Raw genomic sequence first — 21,120 nt, 5'->3', positions numbered from 1 at the left:
TTCAGGCCGCCGACGACGCCCATACGCTCTCATAGGCCGGCGACAGCGTAAAACCGGCCGGCAGCACCGAGACCGGGGGCGGGCGCCGCACGCCCTCCTGCAGATAGCGCAACGCCGACACCAGTCCGTTCATCGTGTAGGGCTTGGCGATGACGCCGATCGCGCCGGCGAAATGGTCGGGGATGCGTTTTGGATTGGCGGTCATGAACACCACCATGGAACGGTTACCCTCGCGGATATGCTCGGCAACCTCGACCCCGGTTGGTCCGTCGGCGAGGTGGATATCGACAAAGGCAATATCGGCGTCGGCGGTATCAATCATACCTCTTGCTTCGGCCAAGGATGTCGCCCAACCCACAACGCTGTGGCCGGCTTCCTCGACGAGGCTTTCCAGTTCCATCGCCAGCAACGCCTCGTCCTCGACGATCAGGACCTTGAGCGGTTCGTTCATGACAGCTTCCCTTTCTGCTGCGGTTCGTTCGGCATCGAGATGACGACCTTTGTGCCCGGGCCGGCGTCGCGCCATTCGATGTCGGCATGCAACTGACGGGCAAGCGACTTGATCAGCCGCATGCCAAAAGAAGCATCGCCACTGGCCTCGGCCATGCCGACGCCGTCATCGGAAACCTCGATGTTGAAGTGGCCGTCGGGCTGGCTCATCTTGATGCCGATGCGCCCCGCGGTGGTGCCGTCCGGCTTTTCCTTGAAGGCATGCTTCAGCGCGTTGGTGACAAGCTCATTGACCATCAAGGCAACAGGCGTGGCTTTTTCGGCCGGAATGACGATGGGTTCGAGGTCCAGCGTCGGCTTGATCTCGGCGCGTCCGGATGCGGTCAGCAGGTCGGTGACCAGATCCCTGGCGAAATCCGAGACATCGAAGCGGCTGACATCCTTTGACTGGTAGAGACGGCGATGCACCGTGCTCAGCGCCTCGATGCGCTCCAGCATGGTGGTCAGCGATCGCTTTGTCGCTTCATCCTTGATTGCCCGGCTTTGCATGATGATCAGCGAGGAGATCATCTGCAGGTTGTTTTTCACCCGATGGTCGACCTCGTGCAGCAGCGTGGTCTGCGCCTCAAGGGCGGCCTCAAGCTCGCGCGTGCGTTCCTTGACAGCCTTTTCAAAGCGGTTCTTGTCGGCGGTGATGCGATGCTCGGAGCGCTTGCGATCGGAGACGTCGAGCTGTGAGGCAAAGAAGAACAGGAGTTCGCCTTTGTCGTTGGAAACCGGGCTGATGTAGAGCGCATTCCAGAATGTCGAGCCGTCCTTACGGTAGTTCAACAGATCGATGGCGATATCGGTTCCCGCTGCTATCGCGTCGCGCACGCTAGCCACAGCTGCCTTGTCTGTCTCTGGCCCCTGCAGGAAGCGGCAGTTCTTGCCCATGACCTCGTCGCGCTCATAGCCGGTCAGGCGCAGGAACGCGTCATTGGCAAAGACGATCGGATTGTCCGCCTGACGGGGATCGGTGATAACCATCGACATGCGGGTGGCGCGGATGGCGGCCGCGAACGGATCGCCCTTGCCGTGCTCGGCATGCAGATTGTCCGTCATGTGCCATGCGTCGGCCGGTTCCCTGGTCCTTTTCCAGTCCATGCTTTCACTCCAAGCCGTTTTTCAGGGGTCACAACGGCTTAGACGTGGAATTGGTTCAATCTTGATCTTCTTGTCGCAGGCAGCCGTTTGCGAAACCGAATCGCCGGTTGCGCAAACTGTCGAAATGAACGGTTTTTGAAGGTTGTCGGATGTAGCCGATTCGCTGAAAGCAGGGCTGGCGCCGACCTATAGAAATGATCAGGTCGCAATGGTCCGTGGCGGCGCTCGCCGGTGGCGGCTTTCTCAGAACAGCGGAAACATCAGGCGTGGCCACGCTTCATGCGCGCCTGCTTCAGGATGGCGCGCCAGCGGATCATGTCGAAGGGGATAGGCTCGTTGTTGTTGGCGATGTGGAAGATCTCGTTGTTGACGTTCTTCAACGAGCGCCAGAAATCATAGTCGGTGATGCGCGGATCGGCAGCCAGCCTGTCCACCTCGACCTTGATGTCGGTTTTCATGCACGTTCCTCGAACCGCCTGTTGCCCGCCGCCCGCGTCGCAACTCGCATGGCACCGTTCTCAAACGGTCCGCTGAGTCGTTCAATGGCTCAAATGGCTTGTTCACGTTAAAACCTTGGTAAGGTTAACGCGGGCGCGGCAGCGCTTCAAGCGGTCCTGCGGCGAATACCGATCGAACGGCCGGCCCGCTCGGGCATCGGCAGTGCAGAATGGGCGGCGCGCATGGCTTCCACCTTGGCCTGCACATCGGCGGGGAAGGGCGCGACTTTCGGCCCGGACATGTCGACATGCAGCGACAGGGTTTCGGAAGTGGCGGCGAGCCAGCCATCGACATGGCGGATTTCCTGGTAGGCCCGCAGCCGCTTGTCGTCGTGATCGATCAGCTGGAAGGATACGATGACCTTGTGTTCGAGGTGCAGTTCCTGGACATAGCAAACATGGACTTCGGCCGTGTAAATGGTCAGGCGCCGCTCTTTGACATAATCCAGCCCCATGCCCATCGCCTCGAACGCCTCATCCGAGCAGCGGTCGAACAACACGTTGTAATAGGCCATGTTGAGATGGCCGTTGTAGTCGATCCAGTCCTTCTCGATGTCCATCGGTTTGGAAACGAAGGGGGCAGGGATGGGCATGGAAACTTCCTTGTTCTGGTGCTGGACCGAGTTCAGGTGCTGGACAGGGCGTGGCCGCTGAGACTAGAGCGGTTCACCGTCTCGCGGAAACGGTGAACCGCTTTAGTTTCTGTTTTGACGCAATCCCGGACGGAAAACCGCTTCACACTTTTCCTGGAATTGCGTCACGTGCATCCATAATCGCATAACAAGCATGGACGCTGGTCCATTCGCGGAGGAATTCATGGCTCTGAGCGACCTCAATCCGGTCGAACGCAACGAGGAAGGCATTGCGGCGGTGCTCGGCATCCTCAAGCAGCAGCTCGGCGAACGCTTCCAGACAGGCGCGGCGATCCGCTCGCAGCATGCGCATACCACCACCTATATTCCGACGCAGGCGCCTGACGGTGTCGCGTTCCCGGAGACGACAGAAGAGGTGCAGGAGATCGTACGTGCCTGCGCCGCGCACCGCGTGCCGGTCATCGCCTTCGGCGTCGGCTCGTCGCTCGAAGGCCATACCAATGCGCCGGGTGGCGGCATCTCGGTCGACACCTCGCGCATGAACCGCATCCTGTCGGTCAACCCCGAGGATCTCGACTGCACGGTCGAGCCTGGCGTAACGCGCGAGGATTTGAATCGGCACCTGCGCGATACCGGCCTGTTCTTCCCCATCGATCCCGGCGCCAATGCCTCGCTCGGCGGCATGGCGGCAACGCGGGCCTCCGGCACCAATGCGGTGCGCTACGGCACGATGCGCGAGAACGTGCTGTCGCTGACAGCTGTTATGGCTGATGGCGAGACGGTGACGACCGGCAAGCGGGCGAAAAAGAGTTCGGCCGGCTACGATCTGACGCGGCTTCTGGTCGGCTCGGAAGGCACGCTCGGCATCATCACCTCGCTGACCTTGAAGCTGCAAGGCATTCCGCAGGCGATCTCCGGCGGCGTCTGCCCGTTTCCAAACCTCGAGGCGGCCTGCAACGCGGTCATCGCGACCATCCAGATGGGCATTCCGGTGGCGCGCATCGAACTGGTGAATGGACTGCAGATGCGGGCGATGAAGAATTACTCGAAGCTCGATTACCCCGAGAGCCCGTGCCTGTTCGTCGAGTTCCACGGCAGCGATGCCGGTGTCGCCGAACAGGCCGAAACCTTCGGTGCCATTGCTGAAGACAATGGCGGCGGGCCATTCCTGTGGACGAGCGTCGCCGAGGAGCGCACGAAACTCTGGAAGGCCAGGCACGATGCTTATTGGGCGTCGCTGACGCTGCGGCCGGGCACCAAGGGCCTGTCGACCGATGTCTGCGTGCCGATCTCGCGGCTGGCCGAATGCGTTGCCGAAACCGAGGCCGACATTGCCGAGATGGGCCTGGTTGCGCCGATCGTCGGCCATGCCGGCGACGGCAATTTCCATGTGCTGGTGCTGATGGACGTCAACGACCCCAAAGAGATCGCGCTGGCGGAGAAATTCGTCTCGCGGCTGAACATGCGGGCGATCGCCATGGACGGCACCTGCACCGGCGAACACGGCATCGGCCAGGGCAAGATCGGCTTCCTGCGCCATGAGCTCGGCCATGGTGTCGACATCATGCGCTCCATAAAAAAAGCGCTCGACCCGCAAGACATCATGAACCCGGGCAAGATATTGCCTGCATAGCCGAAATGTGAGGAGCGGCAATGGATACCCTGATTATAAGGGCATCGCTTGGCAAGACACTGTTACTGCTGTCGGCCAGCCTCTTCTTTGTCCTGGCCTGCGCTTTCCTGATTTATGTCTCCGAGGACGGCGACACCGCCGGCCTTTGGTGGTGCGTGGCCTTTTTCGGGCTCGGCGCGTTGGTGTTTGCCTGGCAGCTTGTGCGGCCGCAGATTCTGGTGCTGAACGGACAAGGTTTCAGTCTCGGCGGAGGCCTTGTTCGATCGCCCAACCTGGTCCCCTGGAAGGATATCCAAAGCTTCTTCGTCGTCCATCGCCGGCGCAGGATAGGCGATATGATCGGGTACAATTTCGCACCGGGGGTCAAGAAAAGCTCCGTCATGGGCAGCGTGACCAAAAGCCTGGGCGCCGAAGCCGCATTACCCCAGGGCTGGACATTGTCGCCCGAGGAGATGGTGGTGCTGCTGAACGAATATCGCCGACGGGCCATGGCAGGATAGTCTCTTACGCAGAGGCCGGACCGCGGTCAAAGGCGTCCAAAAATCTCTGCTCTTCCAGATACATCAGAGATCAAGCAACTCTGGATGAATTGCCTCTTTATCGACACGCTGATGCGGGTAGAGTGCGGCTGACTTTCAATCAACCCGTTCGGAGCTGATGCTCGCACGCCTGTTCGTGATCTTCGGTGGCTTGTTTGTGCTGGTGCTGGTTGCAGCGCTGGTGGTGCCGTATTTTGTCGATTGGACCGGGTACCGCGCCCAATTCGAGCGCGAGGCGAGCGCCATTCTCGGCCGCAAGGTGACGGTGCAAGGCGACGCCACGGCGCGGCTGTTGCCGTTCCCCTCGGTGACCTTCTCAAACGTCACGGTCGCCGGCGGCCCCGGCGGCCAGCCGGCAATGACCGTCGAGACCTTTTCGATGGACGCGGAACTGGCGCCGTTCCTGCGCGGCGAAGTGCTGATTTTCGACATGCGGCTGGTGCATCCGAAGGCGACGATCGACATCGCCGATAACGGCACGGTCGACTGGGCGATACGGCCGTCCTCGCCCTTCGACCTCAACCAGATCTCGATCGAGAAGCTGACGGTGACGGAGGGAGAAATTGCGCTCCGCCATGCCGCAGGCGGGCGCAGCCATCTGATTTCCGAGATCAATTCGACCATCTCTGCCAAGTCGCTGGCCGGGCCGTGGCGCATGGACGGAACGTTGCTGCTCGATGGCCTGCGTTCGACGGTTGCGGCTTCGACCGGCAAGGCCGAAGGCAGCGGCCAGATGCGGCTGAGGCTCAAGGTCGATCCCGATGCCTATCCACTGGTCATCGAAACCGACGGCAATGCCGGCATCGTCAATGGGGCTGCCGTCTATTCCGGCCAGTTCAAGATTTCCGGCAACGACAAAAACAGCGCCGAACTGCGCGGCAGCGATGGCGAGAGCGTCAAAATCAGCGCCGGCAAACCCGATCCGGGCTTCCGGCTGAACGGCAAGTTCTCGCTCGACCACCAGAAGCTTGGCGTCGACGAATTCCGCTTCGAGACCGGGCCGCTCGACAATCCCTACACGGCCGACGGCAAGGCTTCGGTCGATCTCGGCCTTAGGCCGAACTTCGCCATCGAGGCCAATGGCGCCCAGGTGCAACTGGATGAAGCGGTGGGCGCTGAGAAGGGCGCCGGCCTGACGCTGGACCAGCGCATTGCCGGAATCGAGCAGGCGCTGCTCGAACTGCCGAAGCCGAGCATCCCCGGCACTGTCGAGGTCAAGCTGCCGGCGGTGGTGGCTGGCGACACCACGGTGCGCGACGTGCATCTCTCGGCCGAGCCGGTCGAGGGCGGCTGGTCGGTGAAATCGCTGGCCGCGACCTTGCCCGGGCGCACGACGCTGGAAGCCAGCGGCATGCTCAGCGTCGAAGATCATTTCGGTTTCAGCGGCTCCATGCTGCTGGCGGTGGCGCAGCCTTCCGGCTTTGCTGCCTGGTTGTCGAAAGATGTCGACGAGGCGATCCGCCGGCTGCCGGCCGCCGGCTTCAAGGCCAAGGTGGACCTGTCGGAGAAGCGCCAGGCGTTCAGCGATCTCGAACTGATCCTCGGCAAGTCGAAGTTCACCGGCCGCATCGATTCCAACCAGCCCGACGACGCCAAGTCCTCGGTGCTGATGCGGCTCGAGGGCGGCGAACTCGATGTCGACGGGCTGACGGCCTTCGCCTCGATCTTCGTCAGCGACAAGGGCGCCAACCGCTTTTCCGACCGTGACCTCGATTTTCAGATCAAGGCAGGGCCGGTCAATGCCGGCGGGCTCACCGCCGACACGGTCGATACCGCGCTCCGGCTCCGCGACGGGCTGCTCGAAATCGACCGGCTGTCGATTGGCGGCCTTGCCGGCGCCTCGATCAGCGCCACCGGCCGGATCAAGGATTTTCCGGCAAGCCCGACCGGCAAGCTCGATGCCTCGGTGGTCGCCGTCGATCTGAAGCCGCTGATCGACATTGCCGCGCAACACTATCCCGACAATCTGATGCTGAAGGGACTGGCTGGCCGCACGGCCGCCTATCCTGAACTGTTCCAGGACGCGCGCGTCGATCTGGTGGCGAGCGCCGCCGACAATGGCGACGGCACGACCGGGCTGGCGGTGAGCGGACAAGGCAAGGCCGGCGGTTCGGCCTTTTCGGCGTCGCTGTCGGGCAAGGGTGCCGTCGGCCAGTTGCTCGACGCGCCGGTGACGGTGACCTTCAACGCCAAAAATCCCGACGCCACCGTGCTGCTGGCGCTCTACGGCCTGCCGGCGCTGCCGCTCGGCATGCTCGGCCAGGCAAGCACCGATATTTCGGCCAAAGGCACGCTCGGCGGCGGCCTGGCGACGAGCTTCAATTTCGCCGCCGATGACTTCAAGGCGACGTTCGACGGCACCGTCGCTCAGACGCCGCAAGGCGCCACCGCCAAGGGCAAGATCGGCCTCGACGCTTCCGATATCGAGCCCTGGCTGATGACGACCGGCGCCGGCCTGCCGGGTATGGGAACGGGCACCTCGACCTCGCTCAGCGCGGATGCCGATTTCGGCAACGGCCTGCTGGTGTTGAGCGGCCTCAGCGGATCCATCAACGAGTCGGAGATTTCGGGCGACGTCAACATCGATGCGAAGCAGGGGCTGCCGCATTTTGCCGGTGCGCTGGCGCTCGACGAACTGGACCTCGACCCGATTGCGGTTGCGCTGTTCGGTGACCAGTCGTTCCTCAGCAGCAATGCGAACTGGCCGACGGCGCCATTCAGCCAGAAATCCAGCCTGCCGTTCAGCGCCGATCTCGACCTGACGACGGCGACGCTTGCCGCCGGACCGCTGGCGACAGCCTATGACGCGTCGCTGACGTTGAAACTGGACCAGGAAGGCATCCGCGTTTCGGACCTGAAGGCAAAACTGCTCGGCGGCGCGCTCACCGGATTGTTCGAGTTGAAGAACACAGACGGCACGGGGCTGTTCTCCGGCCAGATGAGGCTTGCCGGCGCCGACCTGGCGACTGTGCTGCCGGCTGCCGGATTGAGTGGCAACGGCGATTTCTCGACAGGGCTGTCGACCAGCGGCAAATCGGTCGACGCGATGATTGCCGCACTCTCCGGCTCGGGCACGGCGGCGCTGAAAGGCCTCACCATTGCCGGCGTCAATCCCGATGCCTTCGGCGCGTTGATTGCCAAGGCCGATGCTATCGGGCGCGACATCGACGTGGCCAAGACCGCGGGCTTTGCACCTGAGATCGCTGGCGACGGCAGCTTTGCTGCCGGCGATGCCGACATCGCCTTCACGGTCGCCGGCGGCACGTTGCGGGCACCACCGATCAAATTCGAAAACCAGGCGGCGACGCTGTCTGCCGACATCACGGCCGACCTCAACACCGGCACCGTCGCCACCAAGGGCGCTGTCACCTACAAGCCTGGCGACGAGGCGCTGATCGGCTCCGATCCGACGGTCAATTTCAGCGTCGATGGGCCGTTCGGGGCGCTGAAGAAGCAGTTCGACAGCGAGCCGCTGGCGCAATTTTTGACCCAGCGCGCGCTGGAAAAGGAGCAGCAGCGGGTCGAGGCGATGCAGGCCGCACTGCTCGAGAAGCAGCGGCTGCGGCGCGAGGTGCGCTACTACGCCGCCCTGCAGACCGAGCGCGACAACGCCGCCGAGGAATTGCGCAAGCAGGAGGAAGCGGCACGGCTCAAAGCCGAGGCCGACGCCAAGGCGAAGGCACAGGCCGATGCGAAGGCACAGGCCGAAGCGGATGCCAAGGCCAAGGCGGATGCCGAAGCAAAGGCCGATGCCGATGCGAAAGCGCAGGCAGAGGCTGACGCAAAGGCCAAGGCAGATGCGGACGCGAAAGCCCAGGCGGAAGAGCAGGCTGCCGAAGACGCCGCCAAGGCCGAGGACGAACGGAAGAAGGCCGAACAGGCTCGGATCGCTTCGCAGGAAAAAGCCAGGCTGGAGGCCGAGCGCAAGGCTCAGGAGCAGGCGCCGAAGGTCGACCGCTCACTTCCCGGTGTCAGTGACGGTTCGGCCCCGGCGCCGCCGAAGCCCAGGACAAATCCGTTCTCCGTCGACAATCTGCTGAAGTCGCTGGGCAATTAGGCACCCGCATCGCCGACGGCACCGGTCCGCGACTTGCGGACTATTGCTTGTGACGGGTCAGCAGGCGTCCCAGCATCGGTTCGATGCGCTTGAGCTCATCGAGATGCGCGGCGGACAATTCGGCAAGACGGTCTTCGGCGTGTTCGGTCAAGCGCAAAAACACGCGCCGCTGGTCGTGTTTGTCCTGATGCCGGATCACAAGTCCTGCCTCGCCTAGGCGGTTTACCAGCTCGACGGCGCTGTGGTGGCGTATGCGCAGGCGCTCGGCCAAGTCACCGACCGTGACCGGCCCGCCATCCGGAAAGCCCTTGATCGCCAGCAGCGCTTGGTGCTGGCGCGGCGTCAGGCCGGCATCGTTGGCCTGGGTCTGGCTGAATTCGAGGAAGCGCCGGATCAGGTAACGGAATTCGGACAGGCGCTGGTAGTCGGCCTGCGAAATGGCTGGTCGTGGGTTCTTTGGCACGGTCATTTCCGATCTCTATCGTCCTTTGCCTGAAAAGCTCAACGGCCGGCGCGCAGTCGTTGTCCAAAATGACGCGGTAAAGCGGTCGCGAACAGCCTTGAACATTTATATCGTGTTACGATACATAGCGGCCCGACAACAGGATGGCGCGCGTGGCGTCGTCGGAAAGCTGGACGCCATATGAAATCCTCGGAAAATCACCTGCGCGACTTCACTACCGATGCGCGCGTGCTGCTGATCGCGGCGATCGCCGTGGTGGTTGCAACCGCAGGACTGTTTGCTGGTATTGCGCTGCTTAAGCTGATCCAGCTTGCCACCAACATCGCTTATTTCGGCCAATTCTCATTTGCCAATCTGAAGCTGCAGGACACGCCGCTCGGTTACGCCGCGGTCGTCGTTCCGGTGATCGGCGCGCTGATCATCGGCTTGATGGCCAGATATGGCAGCGAGAAGATCCGCGGCCACGGAATCCCCGAGGCCATCGAGGCAATCCTGCTCGGTCGCTCACGGCTTGATGCCAAGGTGGCGATCCTCAAGCCGCTGTCGTCGGCGATCTCGATCGGCAGCGGCGGTCCGTTCGGCGCCGAAGGGCCGATCATCATGACCGGCGGCGCCATCGGCTCGCTGATCGCGCAGATGCTGCCGGTCAGCGACAATGAGCGCAAGACGCTGCTCGTGGCGGGCGCGGCGGCAGGCATGACCACCGTGTTCGGAACGCCGATCGCGGCCATCATGCTGGCGGTGGAACTGCTGCTCTTCGAATGGACGCCGCGCAGCTTCATCCCCGTGGCGGTTGCCGCCATCATTGCCGAGGTCGAGCGCACCATGCTGCATTTGCCGGGGCCGATCTTCCCGTTCCAGGGCAGCATGGAGGCTTCGTTCACCGGCCTGGGCGGCTGGGTGCTGATCGGGATATGCGCCGGGCTCTTGTCCGGCCTGCTGACCCAGATGGTCTATGCCTGCGAAGACGCTTTCCAGAAGCTGCCGATACACTGGATGTGGTGGCCGATGATCGGTGGCCTGGTAGTCGGCATTGGCGGACTGATCGAGCCGCAGGCATTGGGCGTTGGCTATGACAACATCGCCGACATGCTCGATGGTCGCTTGATCGCCACGGCCGCACTTGTCCTATTGGTGGTCAAGGCGATCATCTGGTCGGTGGCGCTCGGTTCTGGAACGTCCGGTGGCGTGCTGGCGCCGCTGCTGATCATGGGCGGCGCCATGGGCGCGGTTCTCGCCGGCATCCTGCCTGAGGCGACGCCCGGCTTCTGGCCGTTGCTGGCGATGGCGGCGACCATGGGCGGCACCATGCGCGCGCCGCTGACGGCGACCTTCTTTGCGGTCGAACTCACCGGCAACACCCATGTGCTGGTGCCGTTGATCGCCGCTTGCGCGGCCGCTCACGCCGTCACCGTGCTGTTGATGAAGCGGTCGATCCTGACGGAAAAGATTGCCAGGCGAGGGCATCATCTGGTTCGAGAATATCGTGTCGATCCGTTCGCGCTCACCAAGGTGCGCGAGGTCATGACCGCGCAGGTGGAGAGCGTGCCGGCGACGATGACGCTCCATGGCGCAGCCGCCTTCCTGACCGCGCCCCAGACGCGGCATCCGAGCTTTCCCGTTGTCAGCGAAGACGGCCAGGTGCTTGGCGTCATCGATCCGCCGGCGATCCTGCGCTGGAGGCGCGCGGGCGAGCACCGCACCACGACGCTTGGCGAATTGCTTGCCGGCGGCAAGCTCACGCTTGCCTATCCGGACGAGTATCTCGAGGGGCTTTCCGACAAGCTGCTGATGGCCAATGTCTCGCATCTGCCGGTTGTCGCGCGCGAGGACGCGCGGCTGGTCGGCTATGTCGGCTGGAAAGATCTGATGCGCGTCCGGTCGAAGAAGCTTGCCGAGGAACGTGATCGCTCGACGCTCCTGGGATTTGGCACCCGCCGCAAGAAACAGGACGCGGTCATAAAGGCCTAAGAAGTTCTGGCGTCGCGCTTGGCCCAGTCCAGCACGTGGAGCCTGAGGGCCGACGACAGATTCGCATCGCGCGGCCTTGTTTCGTCGATTTCGGCGACCAGGGCAGCAAGCGTCAGCTTGCGCTCGGCGGCGATGGCGAGGAGATCGTCGTAAAAGGGTTTTTCGAGGGAATAGCTGGTGCGATGGCCGCGGATGGTCACCGAGCGTTTTTCGACCGGGCTCACCGCAGGCGGTCCATCAATCGCCCTGGTCTTCCGGGCGTTCGCGGCGGTGGCCGGCGACGAATTTTTCGGCCTTGTCCGATGTCAGCCGGTCACGAGTTCTTTCGGCTTTGGAACGGCCGTGCAGAGCGCGGTTCTCGCCGGCGAGCTTTTCCTTTTCGGTGCGCGCCTTCTGCTTGCGGACCTGGCGAAGGTTGACGATTTCGCCCATGTCGCGCCGTCCGTCCCGCTACTTCTTGCGGAAGGCGTCGAGCGACACGACGTCGGCGCCCTTGCCGGCATCGGCCACGGCGGGCTTTTTCTCCGCCTCAGTGGTAGCTGCCTTCTTCTCGGCCTTCGGCTTTTTCTCGGAGACGATAGCCAAGGGCTCGGCAGCCGGCTGGGCGGCTGCATCGTCTTCCGCCGGGACGTCGGTCTTGACGTCGAATTCGAGTTCGAAATTGACCGATGGGTCGTAGAAGCCGCGTACGGCCGAGAACGGGATTTCCAGCTTCTCCGGCACGTCGGAGAAGGACAGCCCGACCTCGAAGCCGGTATCGGTCACCTTGAGGTCCCAATACTGGAACTGGATGACGATGGTCATCTGTTCGGGATAGCGCTCGCGCAGCCTGGAGGACACCCGCACGCCCGGCGCGCCGGTCAGGAATGTGATGAAGAAATGATGATTGCCGGGAAGGCCGGTGCGCGCGACTTCGGCCAGGACCTTGCGCATGACGCCGCGCAATGCCTCCTGGGCCAGAATGTCGTAGCGGATGTGGTCGTCGGCCATGTGCTGGTCGGGTTCCGTTGAATCGTCCGCATAGCTGTAATCAAGCTTGAGCGCGGCGTAAACCGGATATAGATCGCTGATGCGCCGAAGCGAAGCCCGTAACGGACGATTTGATCGCCTGCTTTGGCGTTCAGGCGCTGGCCAGCTGTTTTTCCACCGCTGCCGCTGATCTGCGCTTGCCGAAGGCGCGCAGGAATGTGCGCACGCCGTGGGTCGCGGATTGCAGCACTTCATCTTCCGACGGCATGCCGCCGAGCATGAAGGTGGTCTGCAGTTCGGCGTTGGCTAGCGCCAGGAACTGGCGTGCGGCGACATCGGGATCGTCGACCGCGAGATGGCCGGCATGGGCGAGGCGGGCAAAACGGGCGGCAAGTGCCGGCCAGGTCCGGCCCGGCCCTTGGTCGCGCCATTCGGCGAAGAGCTCGGGATAGCGCTCGCCTTCGGTCTGGATCAGCTTGCGCAGGAAGCGTCCGTCGCGGTTGCAGATGCAGTTCTGATTCATGCGCACGGCAAAGCCGATCAGGTCGGCTTCCAGATCCTTCGGCTGGTCTGGGAAAGAGGCGAAGGTGGCGAAGATGCCGGCATTGCAGCGCTCCGTCAGATCGCGCACCACAGCCATGAAGAGCTTTTCCTTGTCGCGGTGGTGATTATAGATGGTCTGGCGCGACACGCCGGCCTCCACCGCGATCAGGTCGATATTCGCGCCGGCAAAGCCTTCCCGGCAAAAGACCGAAGCCGCCGCATCGATAATCGACATACGCTTGGCCTCGTGGCCGCGTGGCGGGAAAATGTCAGGAGAAACGGCAAGCTTCATAGAAATCTATATAGAGGTGATTGACGAATTAGACAAGGCTGTCTAAATTTGTGGACACAATAAATGGGGAATTCGCTCCGTAGAGACGAATAATCTCGCTCTGAGCCGTCGGATTTCAACGGGATGGAACGTCCTAGGGTTAGTCGTCGCGTTGGCGGCGCCAACCAGACTTGAAAGAAGCCTTTATCATGAGTCCCAAATTCCTCCGCATCGCGGTCGTGCTCGGCCTGTTGTCCGCTATCGGCCCCTTCGCCATCGACATGTATCTGCCGGCGTTGCCTTCGATCGGCGAAGATCTGCATGCCGGCACCGCCGCCGTTCAGATGAGCCTATTGATCTTCTTCCTGTCGATGGGCTTCGGCCAGATCGTCGTCGGACCGATCTCCGACATGGTCGGCCGCAAGCTGCCGCTTTACGGCGGCCTTGCGCTGTTCATGGTCGGCGGTATCGGTTCGGCCATGAGCCCGACCATCGAATGGCTGATCGCCTTCCGCTTCCTGCAGGGACTGGGCGCCAGCGCCGGCATGGCGGTGCCGCGCGCCATCGTGCGCGACCTGCACACCGGCACCGAAGCCGCCAAGCTGATGTCGCTGCTGATGCTGGTGTTTTCGGTGTCGCCGATCCTGGCGCCGCTGACCGGCAGCCAGATCATCGAGAATTTCGGCTGGCGCGCCGTGTTCTGGACGGTGACGGGCGCGGCCCTGCTGGCCACCATTCTGCTGGCGACCTCGCTGAAGGAGACGCGGCCGGCGGAAGAACGCGTCGGTTCCTCCTTCGGAACCGCACTCGCCGGCTATCGCTTCCTCATGGGTGACCGCAATTTCCTCGGCCTGGTGGCGATCGCCGGCTTCGGCATCGCCAGCTTCTTCGTCTACCTCTCGAGTTCGTCCTTCATCCTGATCGACCATTACGGGCTGTCGCCTTCCGTCTACAGCGTGTTCTTCTCGATCAATGCGGTGGCCTTCATCGGCATGTCGCAACTGACGGGGATGCTGTCGGAGCGCTTCGGGCTGAAGCGCGTCGTCTGGGTGGCGGTAACCGGCTATGCCACGACGATGGTGGTGCTGTTCGCAGTCATGGCGACCGGCGTCGACCGGCTCGATGTGATGGCGGCACTGCTGTTCGTCGGCTACGGCTTCCTCGGCCTGGTCATCCCGACGACGTCGGTGCTGGCCATGGAAGAGCATGGCGAGATCGCCGGCACGGCCTCGGCGCTGATGGGCACGCTGCACTTCGCCATCGGTGCGCTGGCGATGGGCGTCGCCGGCATCTTCTTCGACGGCACGCCGCTGCCCATGGTGGCCGGCATCACGCTCTGCGCCGTAATCTCGTTCACGCTGGCCAAACTGACGCTCGGCCGCTCGCGCGAAGCCGTTGAAGCGCCGGCCGAGTAAGCTGACCGCAATCGACCGGAAAGGCCGGGTCATCCCGGCCTTTTTCACGTCTGGGTAATCCGGCCCCGGCCAGAACCACGGCCTTCGACCGACGCCAGCGGCAAATTGCACCAGCTCATGGCTCAATTTGGTGTAGGCTTCGCGGCCCATCGTCATGCGAAATCCGGCCAGCGGCAGCCGGCATTGAGCGTACGATATCGAGGAGGGGAGAAGTGGAGGTTTCTGTTGCCAGGTACCTCCGAACCCCGCCTAGAAGTGCGAACCTCTAGGGCTTGATTTGAAGCTATCGCACCGCTTACGCGGCGAGACGTGCTTCCGCATAGTTGTCATTTGCAACTACAGGTTTAGCCCGATGACGGTGGTACCATGCCGGGCAAAAGTACGATCTTTACACCTTCGTCGATCCTATTTCGCCCCCAGCAACAGCCGCTCTGATCACAGAGCGGTTCTTGGTGGAGGCGCCGGGTACCGCCCCCGGGTCCGAACGGCTTATTACATCGCCCATTTATCGCCATAGTCGGTCAAGCCGACAAAACGAATATAGGGGGCGGGCGCACAAAATGAAAGGCCGCAATGACACTTCTTGGCCGCACCAAACTGCGGCGCCGAGGGTTGACTCGCGCGCGGTCTCAACCGAAGCTTTGCGACGGTGAGGAGTATCGACCGAGCGCACAAGTTGCGGCAGCGCGCCACAGCCCTCATCGATCGGATCCCGTGGCGCCGACATGGGGAAATTTGATGGCCGATTATCTCGCAGACGTGAAGAAATACGACGCCGCCGCAAATGCCGATGTGGTTGCCAAGATTGTGAAACATCTGGGCATCGCGCTGCGCAACCGCGATTCCTCGCTGGTATCCTGCACCGACCCCAAGGAATTGGAGCGCGTCAAGACCAACTGGGTTGCCAAGAAACTCGGCGTGACCGACGGGGCGAAAGCCGACTCAGCGATCGAGAAGACCTGCAAGGCGTTGGCCGCCGACAGCTCCAAGAGCCGCGTGACTTTCTACTATCTGGTCGCCAAGGATCTGGGCAAGCTCGGCTCTTTGTAGAGATTATTGCCGATAGGCAGAGCGCGCGTTTGATTTTGCTCCTCACCGGAGGTCAGCACCGCCCCTCATTGCCCTGCCGGGCATTTCTCCCCGTATAGTGACGGGGAGAAAGGGCTGACCGCAGCCTTGGCTCTCTCTCTCTCTCTCTCTCTCTCGAACGCTTGTGATTGGCGAAACCGCTGATCACAGCGCCCCTCTCCCCGTCCCTATACGGGGAGAGGATGCCGGCAGGCAGGTGAGGGGCAGCGCTAACCCTTGAAGAGTGATGGGCAAGCCGCGTTCTGGTCCTTTTGCTGTGTTCGGCCGGCGGCCAGTCGGTTATGATGGCGGTAACCCCGAATCGAGGCGAAGCCGATGCGCCAGTATCTCGACCTTTTGCAGCATGTGCTGGACAATGGCGCCGACCGTGGCGACCGCACGGGCACCGGCACGCGTGGGGTGTTCGGGTACCAGATGCGCTTCGACCTGTCGCGCGGCTTTCCCGTCACCACCACCAAGAAGCTGCATCTGAAGTCGATCATCCATGAACTCCTGTGGTTCCTGGCCGGCGACACCAACATCAAATACCTTAGAGATCATGGCGTTTCGATCTGGGACGAATGGGCCGACGAGAATGGCGATCTCGGCCCGGTCTATGGCAAGCAGTGGCGCTCTTGGCCGGATGGCCATGGCGGGTCGATCGACCAGATTGCCAATGTTCTGAAGGAGATACGCAGGAATCCGAATTCACGCCGGCTGATCGTTTCGGCGTGGAACCCGGCCGAAGTGGAGGCGATGGCGCTGCCGCCCTGCCACTGCCTGTTCCAGTTCTACGTCTCGGACGGCAAGCTGTCCTGCCAGCTCTACCAGCGCTCGGCCGACATTTTTCTCGGCGTACCCTTCAACATCGCTTCCTACGCGCTGCTGACCCTGATGGTGGCGCAGGTGACCGGGCTGAAGCCCGGCGAGTTCGTCCATACGCTGGGCGATGCGCATCTCTATTCCAACCATTTCGAGCAGGCGCGCGAGCAATTGCGGCGCACACCCAAGGCGCTGCCGACGCTGTGGATCAATCCGGAGGTGAAGGACCTGTTCGCCTTCCGCTTCGAGGATTTCCGGCTGGAAAACTATTTTGCCGACGCGTCGATCAAGGCGCCGATCGCGGTCTGATCCGTCCACCGTCAATCAATTCCGACCCTCAATCGATGTCGACCATGACGTCGGTTGCCTTGATCATGGCATAGGCTGCTTGCCTTTTTCGAGCTTGAGATCGGCAACGGCCTCGTTGGTGATCGAAGCGTGACGACGGAGCCGGCGACATCACCGCGGACAGGCGAGGTGCTTTGACGATCTCGACGATCGTTCCCTTGAGGATGTTGCGGGCGCGTGATCTTCATCGAAGTTCCTTTCCGGGTTTCGGTGCACGTCCAAACCAGAACAATCGATGCCGAACATACGCTTTCGCAGGAGGCGGCCTTCCCTTGTTATATTCATCCAGATATATCGGTCGGCAGGAGTCGGGCCAGCAGATTTCAAACCCAGGAAGAGTTTTCATGTTGGGCAACAAAGGTTTTGGTTCGAGGGCGATCGCCGTTGGCGGTTTTGCTGTGGCGCTGATGGCCGTGATGCCGGCGGCTCACGCGGGAGACAAGGTGATCGTGTTTGCCGCAGCCAGCCTCAAGGACGGGCTCGACGCCGTCACCAAGGCCTGCGAAGCCGATGTCGGTGAAGCGGCGACCGTCTCCTACGCCGCGAGCTCGGCGCTGGCCAAGCAGATCGAACTCGGGGCGCCCGCCGATGTGTTCATCTCGGCCGACCTCGACTGGATGAAATATCTCTCCGACAAGAAACTGACCAAGCCGGACACCGAGGTGAAACTGCTCGGCAACCAGATCGTGCTGGTGGCGCCGAAGGATTCCAAGGTCGAAACCAGGATCGAGAAAGGCTTCGACCTCGCCAAGCTGGTTGGCGACGGCAGGCTCGCCATGGGCGACGTCAAGGCGGTGCCGGCCGGCAAATACGGCAAGGCGGCACTTGAATCGCTCGGCGTCTGGTCGTCGGTCGAAGGCAAGGTGGCGCAGGCTGAGAATGTGCGCGCCGCGCTTAAGCTGGTTTCAACGGGCGAGGCCGCGCTCGGCATCGTCTATGCCACCGACGCGCATGCCGACAAGAGCGTCAAGGTGGTCGGCACCTTCCCGGAGGATTCGCACCCGCCGATCATCTATCCGGTTGCCCAGACCACCGATTCGAAGGACAAGGATACGCCGGCCTTCCTGAAGTGCCTGCAGTCCGCCAAGGCGGCGGAACTGTTTAGGGATCAGGGTTTCACCGTGCTCACGCCGAGCAATTAAGGTAGCGCCTGACGCATGAACTGGCTGCTGGACCTCACTCCGGACGAATGGAATGCGGTCCGGCTGTCGATCAAGGTGGCGATGGTGGCGATGCTGTTCAGCCTGCCACCGGGCATCCTGATGGCGCTTTTGCTGGCCCGCGGAAAATTCTGGGGCAAGACGCTGCTCAACGGTGTGGTTCACCTGCCGTTGATCCTGCCGCCCGTGGTGACAGGTTATCTCTTGCTGCTTACCTTCGGCCGGCGCGGGCCGGCGGGAGCGTTCCTGGCCGAGCATTTCGGCATCGTCTTCTCGTTTCGCTGGACCGGCGCCGCACTGGCCTGCGGCATCATGGGCTTTCCCCTGATGGTGCGGGCGATCCGGCTGTCGATCGAGGCGGTCGACCGCAAAATGGAGGCAGCGGCGGGAACGCTCGGCGCCAACCCGATTTGGGTCTTCGCCACCATCACGCTGCCGCTGATCCTGCCCGGGCTGATCGCCGGCTCGATCCTGTCCTTCGCCAAGGCGATGGGCGAGTTCGGCGCCACAATCACCTTCGTCTCCAACATTCCCAACGAGACGCAGACGCTGCCTTCGGCGATCTACACCTTCACGCAGGTGCCTGGCGGCGATGACGGGGCACTCAGGCTGACGCTGATCTCCATCGTCATCTCGATGGCCGCGTTGGTCGCCTCGGAAGTGCTGGCGCGGCGCGTCGGCCGGCGGATGGACATCGAATGAGCGTGCTGGTGGACATCAGCCATCGGCTCGGCGGTTTCGCCGTCGACGCGCGTTTCGAAAGCGCCGGGCGGCTGACGGCGCTGTTCGGGCCATCGGGCTCCGGCAAGACGACGCTGATCAACGTGATCGCCGGCCTGATCCGGCCGACCAAGGGCCGTATCGCGGTCGACGGCCGTGTGCTGGTCGACACCGATGCCGGCATTTTCGTGCCGAAGCACAAGCGCCGGATCGGCATGGTGTTCCAGGACGCGCGGCTGTTTCCGCATATGAGCGTGGCCGGCAATCTGCGCTACGGCCGCTGGTTCTCGCCGCCGGCGGAGCGCTATGCGGATATCGACGCGGTCGTCGAACTGCTCGGCATCGGTCCGCTGCTCGACCGGCGACCGGCAAAGCTGTCGGGCGGCGAGAAGCAGCGCGTCGCGATCGGCCGGGCGCTGCTTGCCAGCCCGAAACTGCTGTTGATGGACGAGCCGCTGGCCTCGCTCGACGATGCGCGCAAAGCCGAGATCCTGCCCTATATCGAGCGGCTGCGCGACGAGACGAAGATCCCGATCGTCTGTGTCAGCCATTCCGTCGCCGAAGTGGCGCGGCTGGCCAGCGACGTGGTGGTGATGGCGCAAGGCAAGGTCGCAGCCTCCGGTCCGACCGGCGCGATCATGCAACGGCTCGAATTGCTGCCGGCGGAGGAACGCGGCGAGGGCGGCGCGGTGCTCGACACCAAGGTGCTGCGCCATGATGAGATCTTCGGGATGACCGTGCTCGGCTCGGCGGCGGGCGAAATCCGGGTGCCGCTTCTGGCGGTCTCGGTCGGCGCGCCTGTACGCATCCGCATCCGCGCCCGCGATGTGATGATCGCCACCGAACTGCCGAAAGGTCTCAGTGCGCTCAACATCCTGCCGGGCACCATCGTCGCAATCAGCCCAGGCGAGGGGCCAACCGTCGAGATCGGCATCGACTGCAATGGCGCAAGGGTTCTTGCCCGCATCACCGAACAATCCAGGCAGGTGCTGAGCCTTGAGCTCGGCGGCAAGGTGTTCGCGGTGATCAAGACGGTCAGTTTCGACCGCGCCAACACCGGCGCCGGGCTGCCGGCCGAAGCGGATGGCTGATAGCCGCTATATCGTCTTGGAATAGCGCTATGGGTCGAGAGGGGCTAGTGTGACCGTGGAGGACAAGAGATGCCGTCGCTGAGCCTGCGGATAAATCTCGATCCGGACGGGCGCATAGGTCCGGGCAAGATCGAGTTGCTGGAGCAGATCGCCACTTTCGGCTCGATCTCGGCTGCGGCGCGCGGCATGGAGATGTCCTACAAGCACGCCTGGGATCTGGTGGAAGATATGAACCGGGTGTTCGGCAAGCCGCTTGTCGCGGCGCAGACCGGCGGCAAAAAGGGCGGCGGCGCGCAGCTGACATCAGTTGGCCTTGCAGTCGTCAGCCGTTTTCGCGCTATCGAGCGCGCTGCGGCGGCAGCGGCGGCCACGCACATGGACGCCTTGCAGGCGGAGATTGATGCTGGGTGAGGGGAGGAAATGAAGAACTGAAGAACTGAAGAACTGAAGAAGAAGAACTGAAGAGCTGAAGAACTGAAGAACTGAAGAACTGAAGAACTGAAGAACTGAAGAACTGAAGAACTGAAGAATGCCCTTTTCACCAATTCTTCAGTTCCTCAATTCTTCAATTCCCTTACTGCCTAGTCCCGCTTTCGCAGCAGATAGGTGTCCATGATCCAGCCCTTTCTTTTCCGGGCTTCTTCTCTCGTCCTCTCAATCTCCTCGCCGACATCACCCAGGCGACCGGAAACGATGATCTCGTCCGGTGTGCCGAGATAGGCGCCCCAATGGATGATCAGATCCTTGTCTGCCAGCGTGTTGAAGGCGCATTTGCCGTCGAGCATGACCACGGCGCTGCCGGCATTGTGCGGCATGCCTTGTTCGGCGAGGCGGCGGCCGGTGGTGATCAGCACGGGGTCGCCGATGCGGTTCAGCGCCATCTTGTGGCCGGCGGCGAGCGCCTGGACGGCGGTGATGCCGGGAATGACCTCCAGTTCGAATGCGACATTGCCTCTCAGTCGTACGCGCGCGAGGATGCGGAGCGCGCTGTCATAGAGCGAGGGGTCGCCCCAGATCAGGAAGGCGCCGCAGCCGTCCTCGGCAAGTTCGTCGCGGACCAGGCTCTCATAGATCTGGGCGATGGCCTCGTGCCAGTCATCGACGGTCGAGCGATAGGAAGGCGCCGGCTCGGCGCGCACCGGCACGTCGAATTCGACGCGGCGCGATTTCGGATTGCCGACGAAACGGTCGCAGATGTGGCGGCGCAATTCGGCAAGGTCGTTCTTCTTCGCCCCCTTGTCGGGGATAAACAGGACGTCCGCCCGGTTTAGGCCTGATATGGCCTGCACGGTCATATGGTCGGGATTGCCGGCGCCGATGCCGATGACGAGAAGCTTGCGCATGACGCGAACTCCTGCCCGATC

The 21,120-nt window shown here is 62.6% G+C and carries 21 protein-coding genes and 1 other RNA gene; 11 read left to right on the top strand and 11 right to left on the bottom strand.

Annotated elements, in window-relative coordinates:
- Position 1: 1 nt before the first annotated feature.
- The 4 genes from NKJ57_RS25960 to NKJ57_RS25945 form a co-directional block, all read right to left on the bottom strand.
- On the bottom strand, positions 2-451 hold the full coding sequence (locus NKJ57_RS25960; protein WP_023668313.1) for a response regulator: 450 nt from the start codon (positions 449-451) through the stop codon (positions 2-4).
- Complete coding sequence (locus NKJ57_RS25955; RefSeq protein WP_352513000.1) at positions 448-1,596, bottom strand: histidine kinase dimerization/phosphoacceptor domain -containing protein; 1,149 nt, start codon at positions 1,594-1,596, stop codon at positions 448-450. Before NKJ57_RS25955 ends, NKJ57_RS25960 begins: the two co-directional genes overlap by 4 nt.
- A 260-nt stretch (positions 1,597-1,856) precedes the next feature.
- Complete coding sequence (locus NKJ57_RS25950) at positions 1,857-2,054, bottom strand: hypothetical protein (RefSeq protein WP_013531006.1); 198 nt, start codon at positions 2,052-2,054, stop codon at positions 1,857-1,859.
- Positions 2,055-2,200: 146 nt separating this feature from the next.
- A complete protein-coding gene (locus NKJ57_RS25945; RefSeq protein WP_352513002.1) occupies positions 2,201-2,686 on the bottom strand; it encodes a thioesterase family protein in 486 nt (161 codons plus the stop codon).
- Positions 2,687-2,909: 223 nt separating this feature from the next.
- On the opposite strand from NKJ57_RS25945, the gene NKJ57_RS25940 reads away from it, so the two are divergent.
- From NKJ57_RS25940 to NKJ57_RS25930, 3 genes are all read left to right on the top strand, one after another.
- Entirely contained in the window at positions 2,910-4,319 is a 1,410-nt protein-coding gene (locus tag NKJ57_RS25940) for an FAD-binding oxidoreductase (protein WP_023690898.1), read from the top strand.
- A 20-nt stretch (positions 4,320-4,339) separates the two neighbouring features.
- Positions 4,340-4,819, top strand: coding sequence for an STM3941 family protein (locus NKJ57_RS25935; RefSeq protein WP_352513004.1), 480 nt, complete (start codon positions 4,340-4,342; stop codon positions 4,817-4,819).
- Between the two features lie 157 nt (positions 4,820-4,976).
- Entirely contained in the window at positions 4,977-8,915 is a 3,939-nt protein-coding gene (locus NKJ57_RS25930) for an AsmA family protein (RefSeq protein WP_352513005.1), read from the top strand.
- Positions 8,916-8,955: 40 nt separating this feature from the next.
- Here NKJ57_RS25930 and NKJ57_RS25925 read toward each other — a convergent pair whose 3' ends face one another.
- The gene (locus NKJ57_RS25925; protein WP_027050603.1) at positions 8,956-9,384 is read right to left on the bottom strand and encodes a MarR family winged helix-turn-helix transcriptional regulator; all 429 of its coding nucleotides are present in this window, start codon (positions 9,382-9,384) and stop codon (positions 8,956-8,958) included.
- A gap of 174 nt (positions 9,385-9,558) precedes the next feature.
- On the opposite strand from NKJ57_RS25925, the gene NKJ57_RS25920 reads away from it, so the two are divergent.
- Entirely contained in the window at positions 9,559-11,349 is a 1,791-nt protein-coding gene (locus NKJ57_RS25920) for a chloride channel protein (RefSeq protein WP_352513006.1), read from the top strand.
- Here NKJ57_RS25920 and NKJ57_RS25915 read toward each other — a convergent pair.
- From NKJ57_RS25915 to NKJ57_RS25900, 4 genes are all read right to left on the bottom strand, one after another.
- Positions 11,346-11,573 carry a ribbon-helix-helix domain-containing protein gene (locus tag NKJ57_RS25915; RefSeq protein WP_352513007.1) on the bottom strand — a complete coding sequence of 76 codons (228 nt, stop codon included), beginning with the start codon at positions 11,571-11,573 and terminating at the stop codon, positions 11,346-11,348. The two genes, NKJ57_RS25920 and NKJ57_RS25915, sit on opposite strands and share 4 nt — an antisense overlap.
- A gap of 13 nt (positions 11,574-11,586) precedes the next feature.
- The gene (locus NKJ57_RS25910) at positions 11,587-11,781 is read right to left on the bottom strand and encodes a DUF4169 family protein (protein WP_023667420.1); all 195 of its coding nucleotides are present in this window, start codon (positions 11,779-11,781) and stop codon (positions 11,587-11,589) included.
- Positions 11,782-11,799: 18 nt separating this feature from the next.
- Complete coding sequence (locus NKJ57_RS25905) at positions 11,800-12,339, bottom strand: SspB family protein (RefSeq protein ID WP_023741675.1); 540 nt, start codon at positions 12,337-12,339, stop codon at positions 11,800-11,802.
- Positions 12,340-12,469: 130 nt separating this feature from the next.
- Positions 12,470-13,153, bottom strand: coding sequence for a TetR/AcrR family transcriptional regulator (locus NKJ57_RS25900; protein WP_023668320.1), 684 nt, complete (start codon positions 13,151-13,153; stop codon positions 12,470-12,472).
- Between the two features lie 188 nt (positions 13,154-13,341).
- Here NKJ57_RS25900 and NKJ57_RS25895 point away from each other — a divergent pair, with 188 nt between their 5' ends.
- The gene (locus tag NKJ57_RS25895) at positions 13,342-14,547 is read left to right on the top strand and encodes a multidrug effflux MFS transporter (RefSeq protein WP_023682099.1); all 1,206 of its coding nucleotides are present in this window, start codon (positions 13,342-13,344) and stop codon (positions 14,545-14,547) included.
- Positions 14,548-14,758: 211 nt separating this feature from the next.
- On the opposite strand, the gene ssrA is transcribed toward NKJ57_RS25895, so the two are convergent.
- Positions 14,759-15,117: a transfer-messenger RNA gene (gene ssrA, locus NKJ57_RS25890) on the bottom strand.
- 168 nt (positions 15,118-15,285) lie between these two features.
- Here ssrA and NKJ57_RS25885 point away from each other — a divergent pair.
- From NKJ57_RS25885 to NKJ57_RS25860, 6 genes are all read left to right on the top strand, one after another.
- Positions 15,286-15,597 carry a DUF2853 family protein gene (locus tag NKJ57_RS25885; RefSeq protein ID WP_023668323.1) on the top strand — a complete coding sequence of 104 codons (312 nt, stop codon included), beginning with the start codon at positions 15,286-15,288 and terminating at the stop codon, positions 15,595-15,597.
- A gap of 354 nt (positions 15,598-15,951) precedes the next feature.
- Positions 15,952-16,746 (top strand): thymidylate synthase, encoded by a 795-nt coding sequence (locus NKJ57_RS25880; RefSeq protein ID WP_023688064.1) that lies wholly within the window; start codon positions 15,952-15,954, stop codon positions 16,744-16,746.
- A 386-nt stretch (positions 16,747-17,132) separates the two neighbouring features.
- Positions 17,133-17,927, top strand: coding sequence for a molybdate ABC transporter substrate-binding protein (modA, locus tag NKJ57_RS25875; protein WP_352513088.1), 795 nt, complete (start codon positions 17,133-17,135; stop codon positions 17,925-17,927).
- Between the two features lie 15 nt (positions 17,928-17,942).
- Entirely contained in the window at positions 17,943-18,647 is a 705-nt protein-coding gene (gene modB, locus NKJ57_RS25870; RefSeq protein WP_352513009.1) for a molybdate ABC transporter permease subunit, read from the top strand.
- Entirely contained in the window at positions 18,644-19,756 is a 1,113-nt protein-coding gene (modC, locus tag NKJ57_RS25865; RefSeq protein ID WP_352513011.1) for a molybdenum ABC transporter ATP-binding protein, read from the top strand. Before modB ends, modC begins: the two co-directional genes overlap by 4 nt.
- A gap of 69 nt (positions 19,757-19,825) precedes the next feature.
- Complete coding sequence (locus NKJ57_RS25860; RefSeq protein WP_023667411.1) at positions 19,826-20,167, top strand: winged helix-turn-helix domain-containing protein; 342 nt, start codon at positions 19,826-19,828, stop codon at positions 20,165-20,167.
- A 170-nt stretch (positions 20,168-20,337) separates the two neighbouring features.
- Here NKJ57_RS25860 and cobF read toward each other — a convergent pair whose 3' ends face one another.
- The gene (gene cobF, locus NKJ57_RS25855; RefSeq protein ID WP_352513013.1) at positions 20,338-21,099 is read right to left on the bottom strand and encodes a precorrin-6A synthase (deacetylating); all 762 of its coding nucleotides are present in this window, start codon (positions 21,097-21,099) and stop codon (positions 20,338-20,340) included.
- Between the last annotated feature and the right edge of the window lie 21 nt (positions 21,100-21,120).

The organism is Mesorhizobium sp. M0077, from assembly GCF_040322955.1.
Taxonomy (GTDB): domain Bacteria; phylum Pseudomonadota; class Alphaproteobacteria; order Rhizobiales; family Rhizobiaceae; genus Mesorhizobium.
Note: the sequence above shows the minus strand (reverse complement) of the source record. Positions and strands in the feature narration are given on the sequence as shown.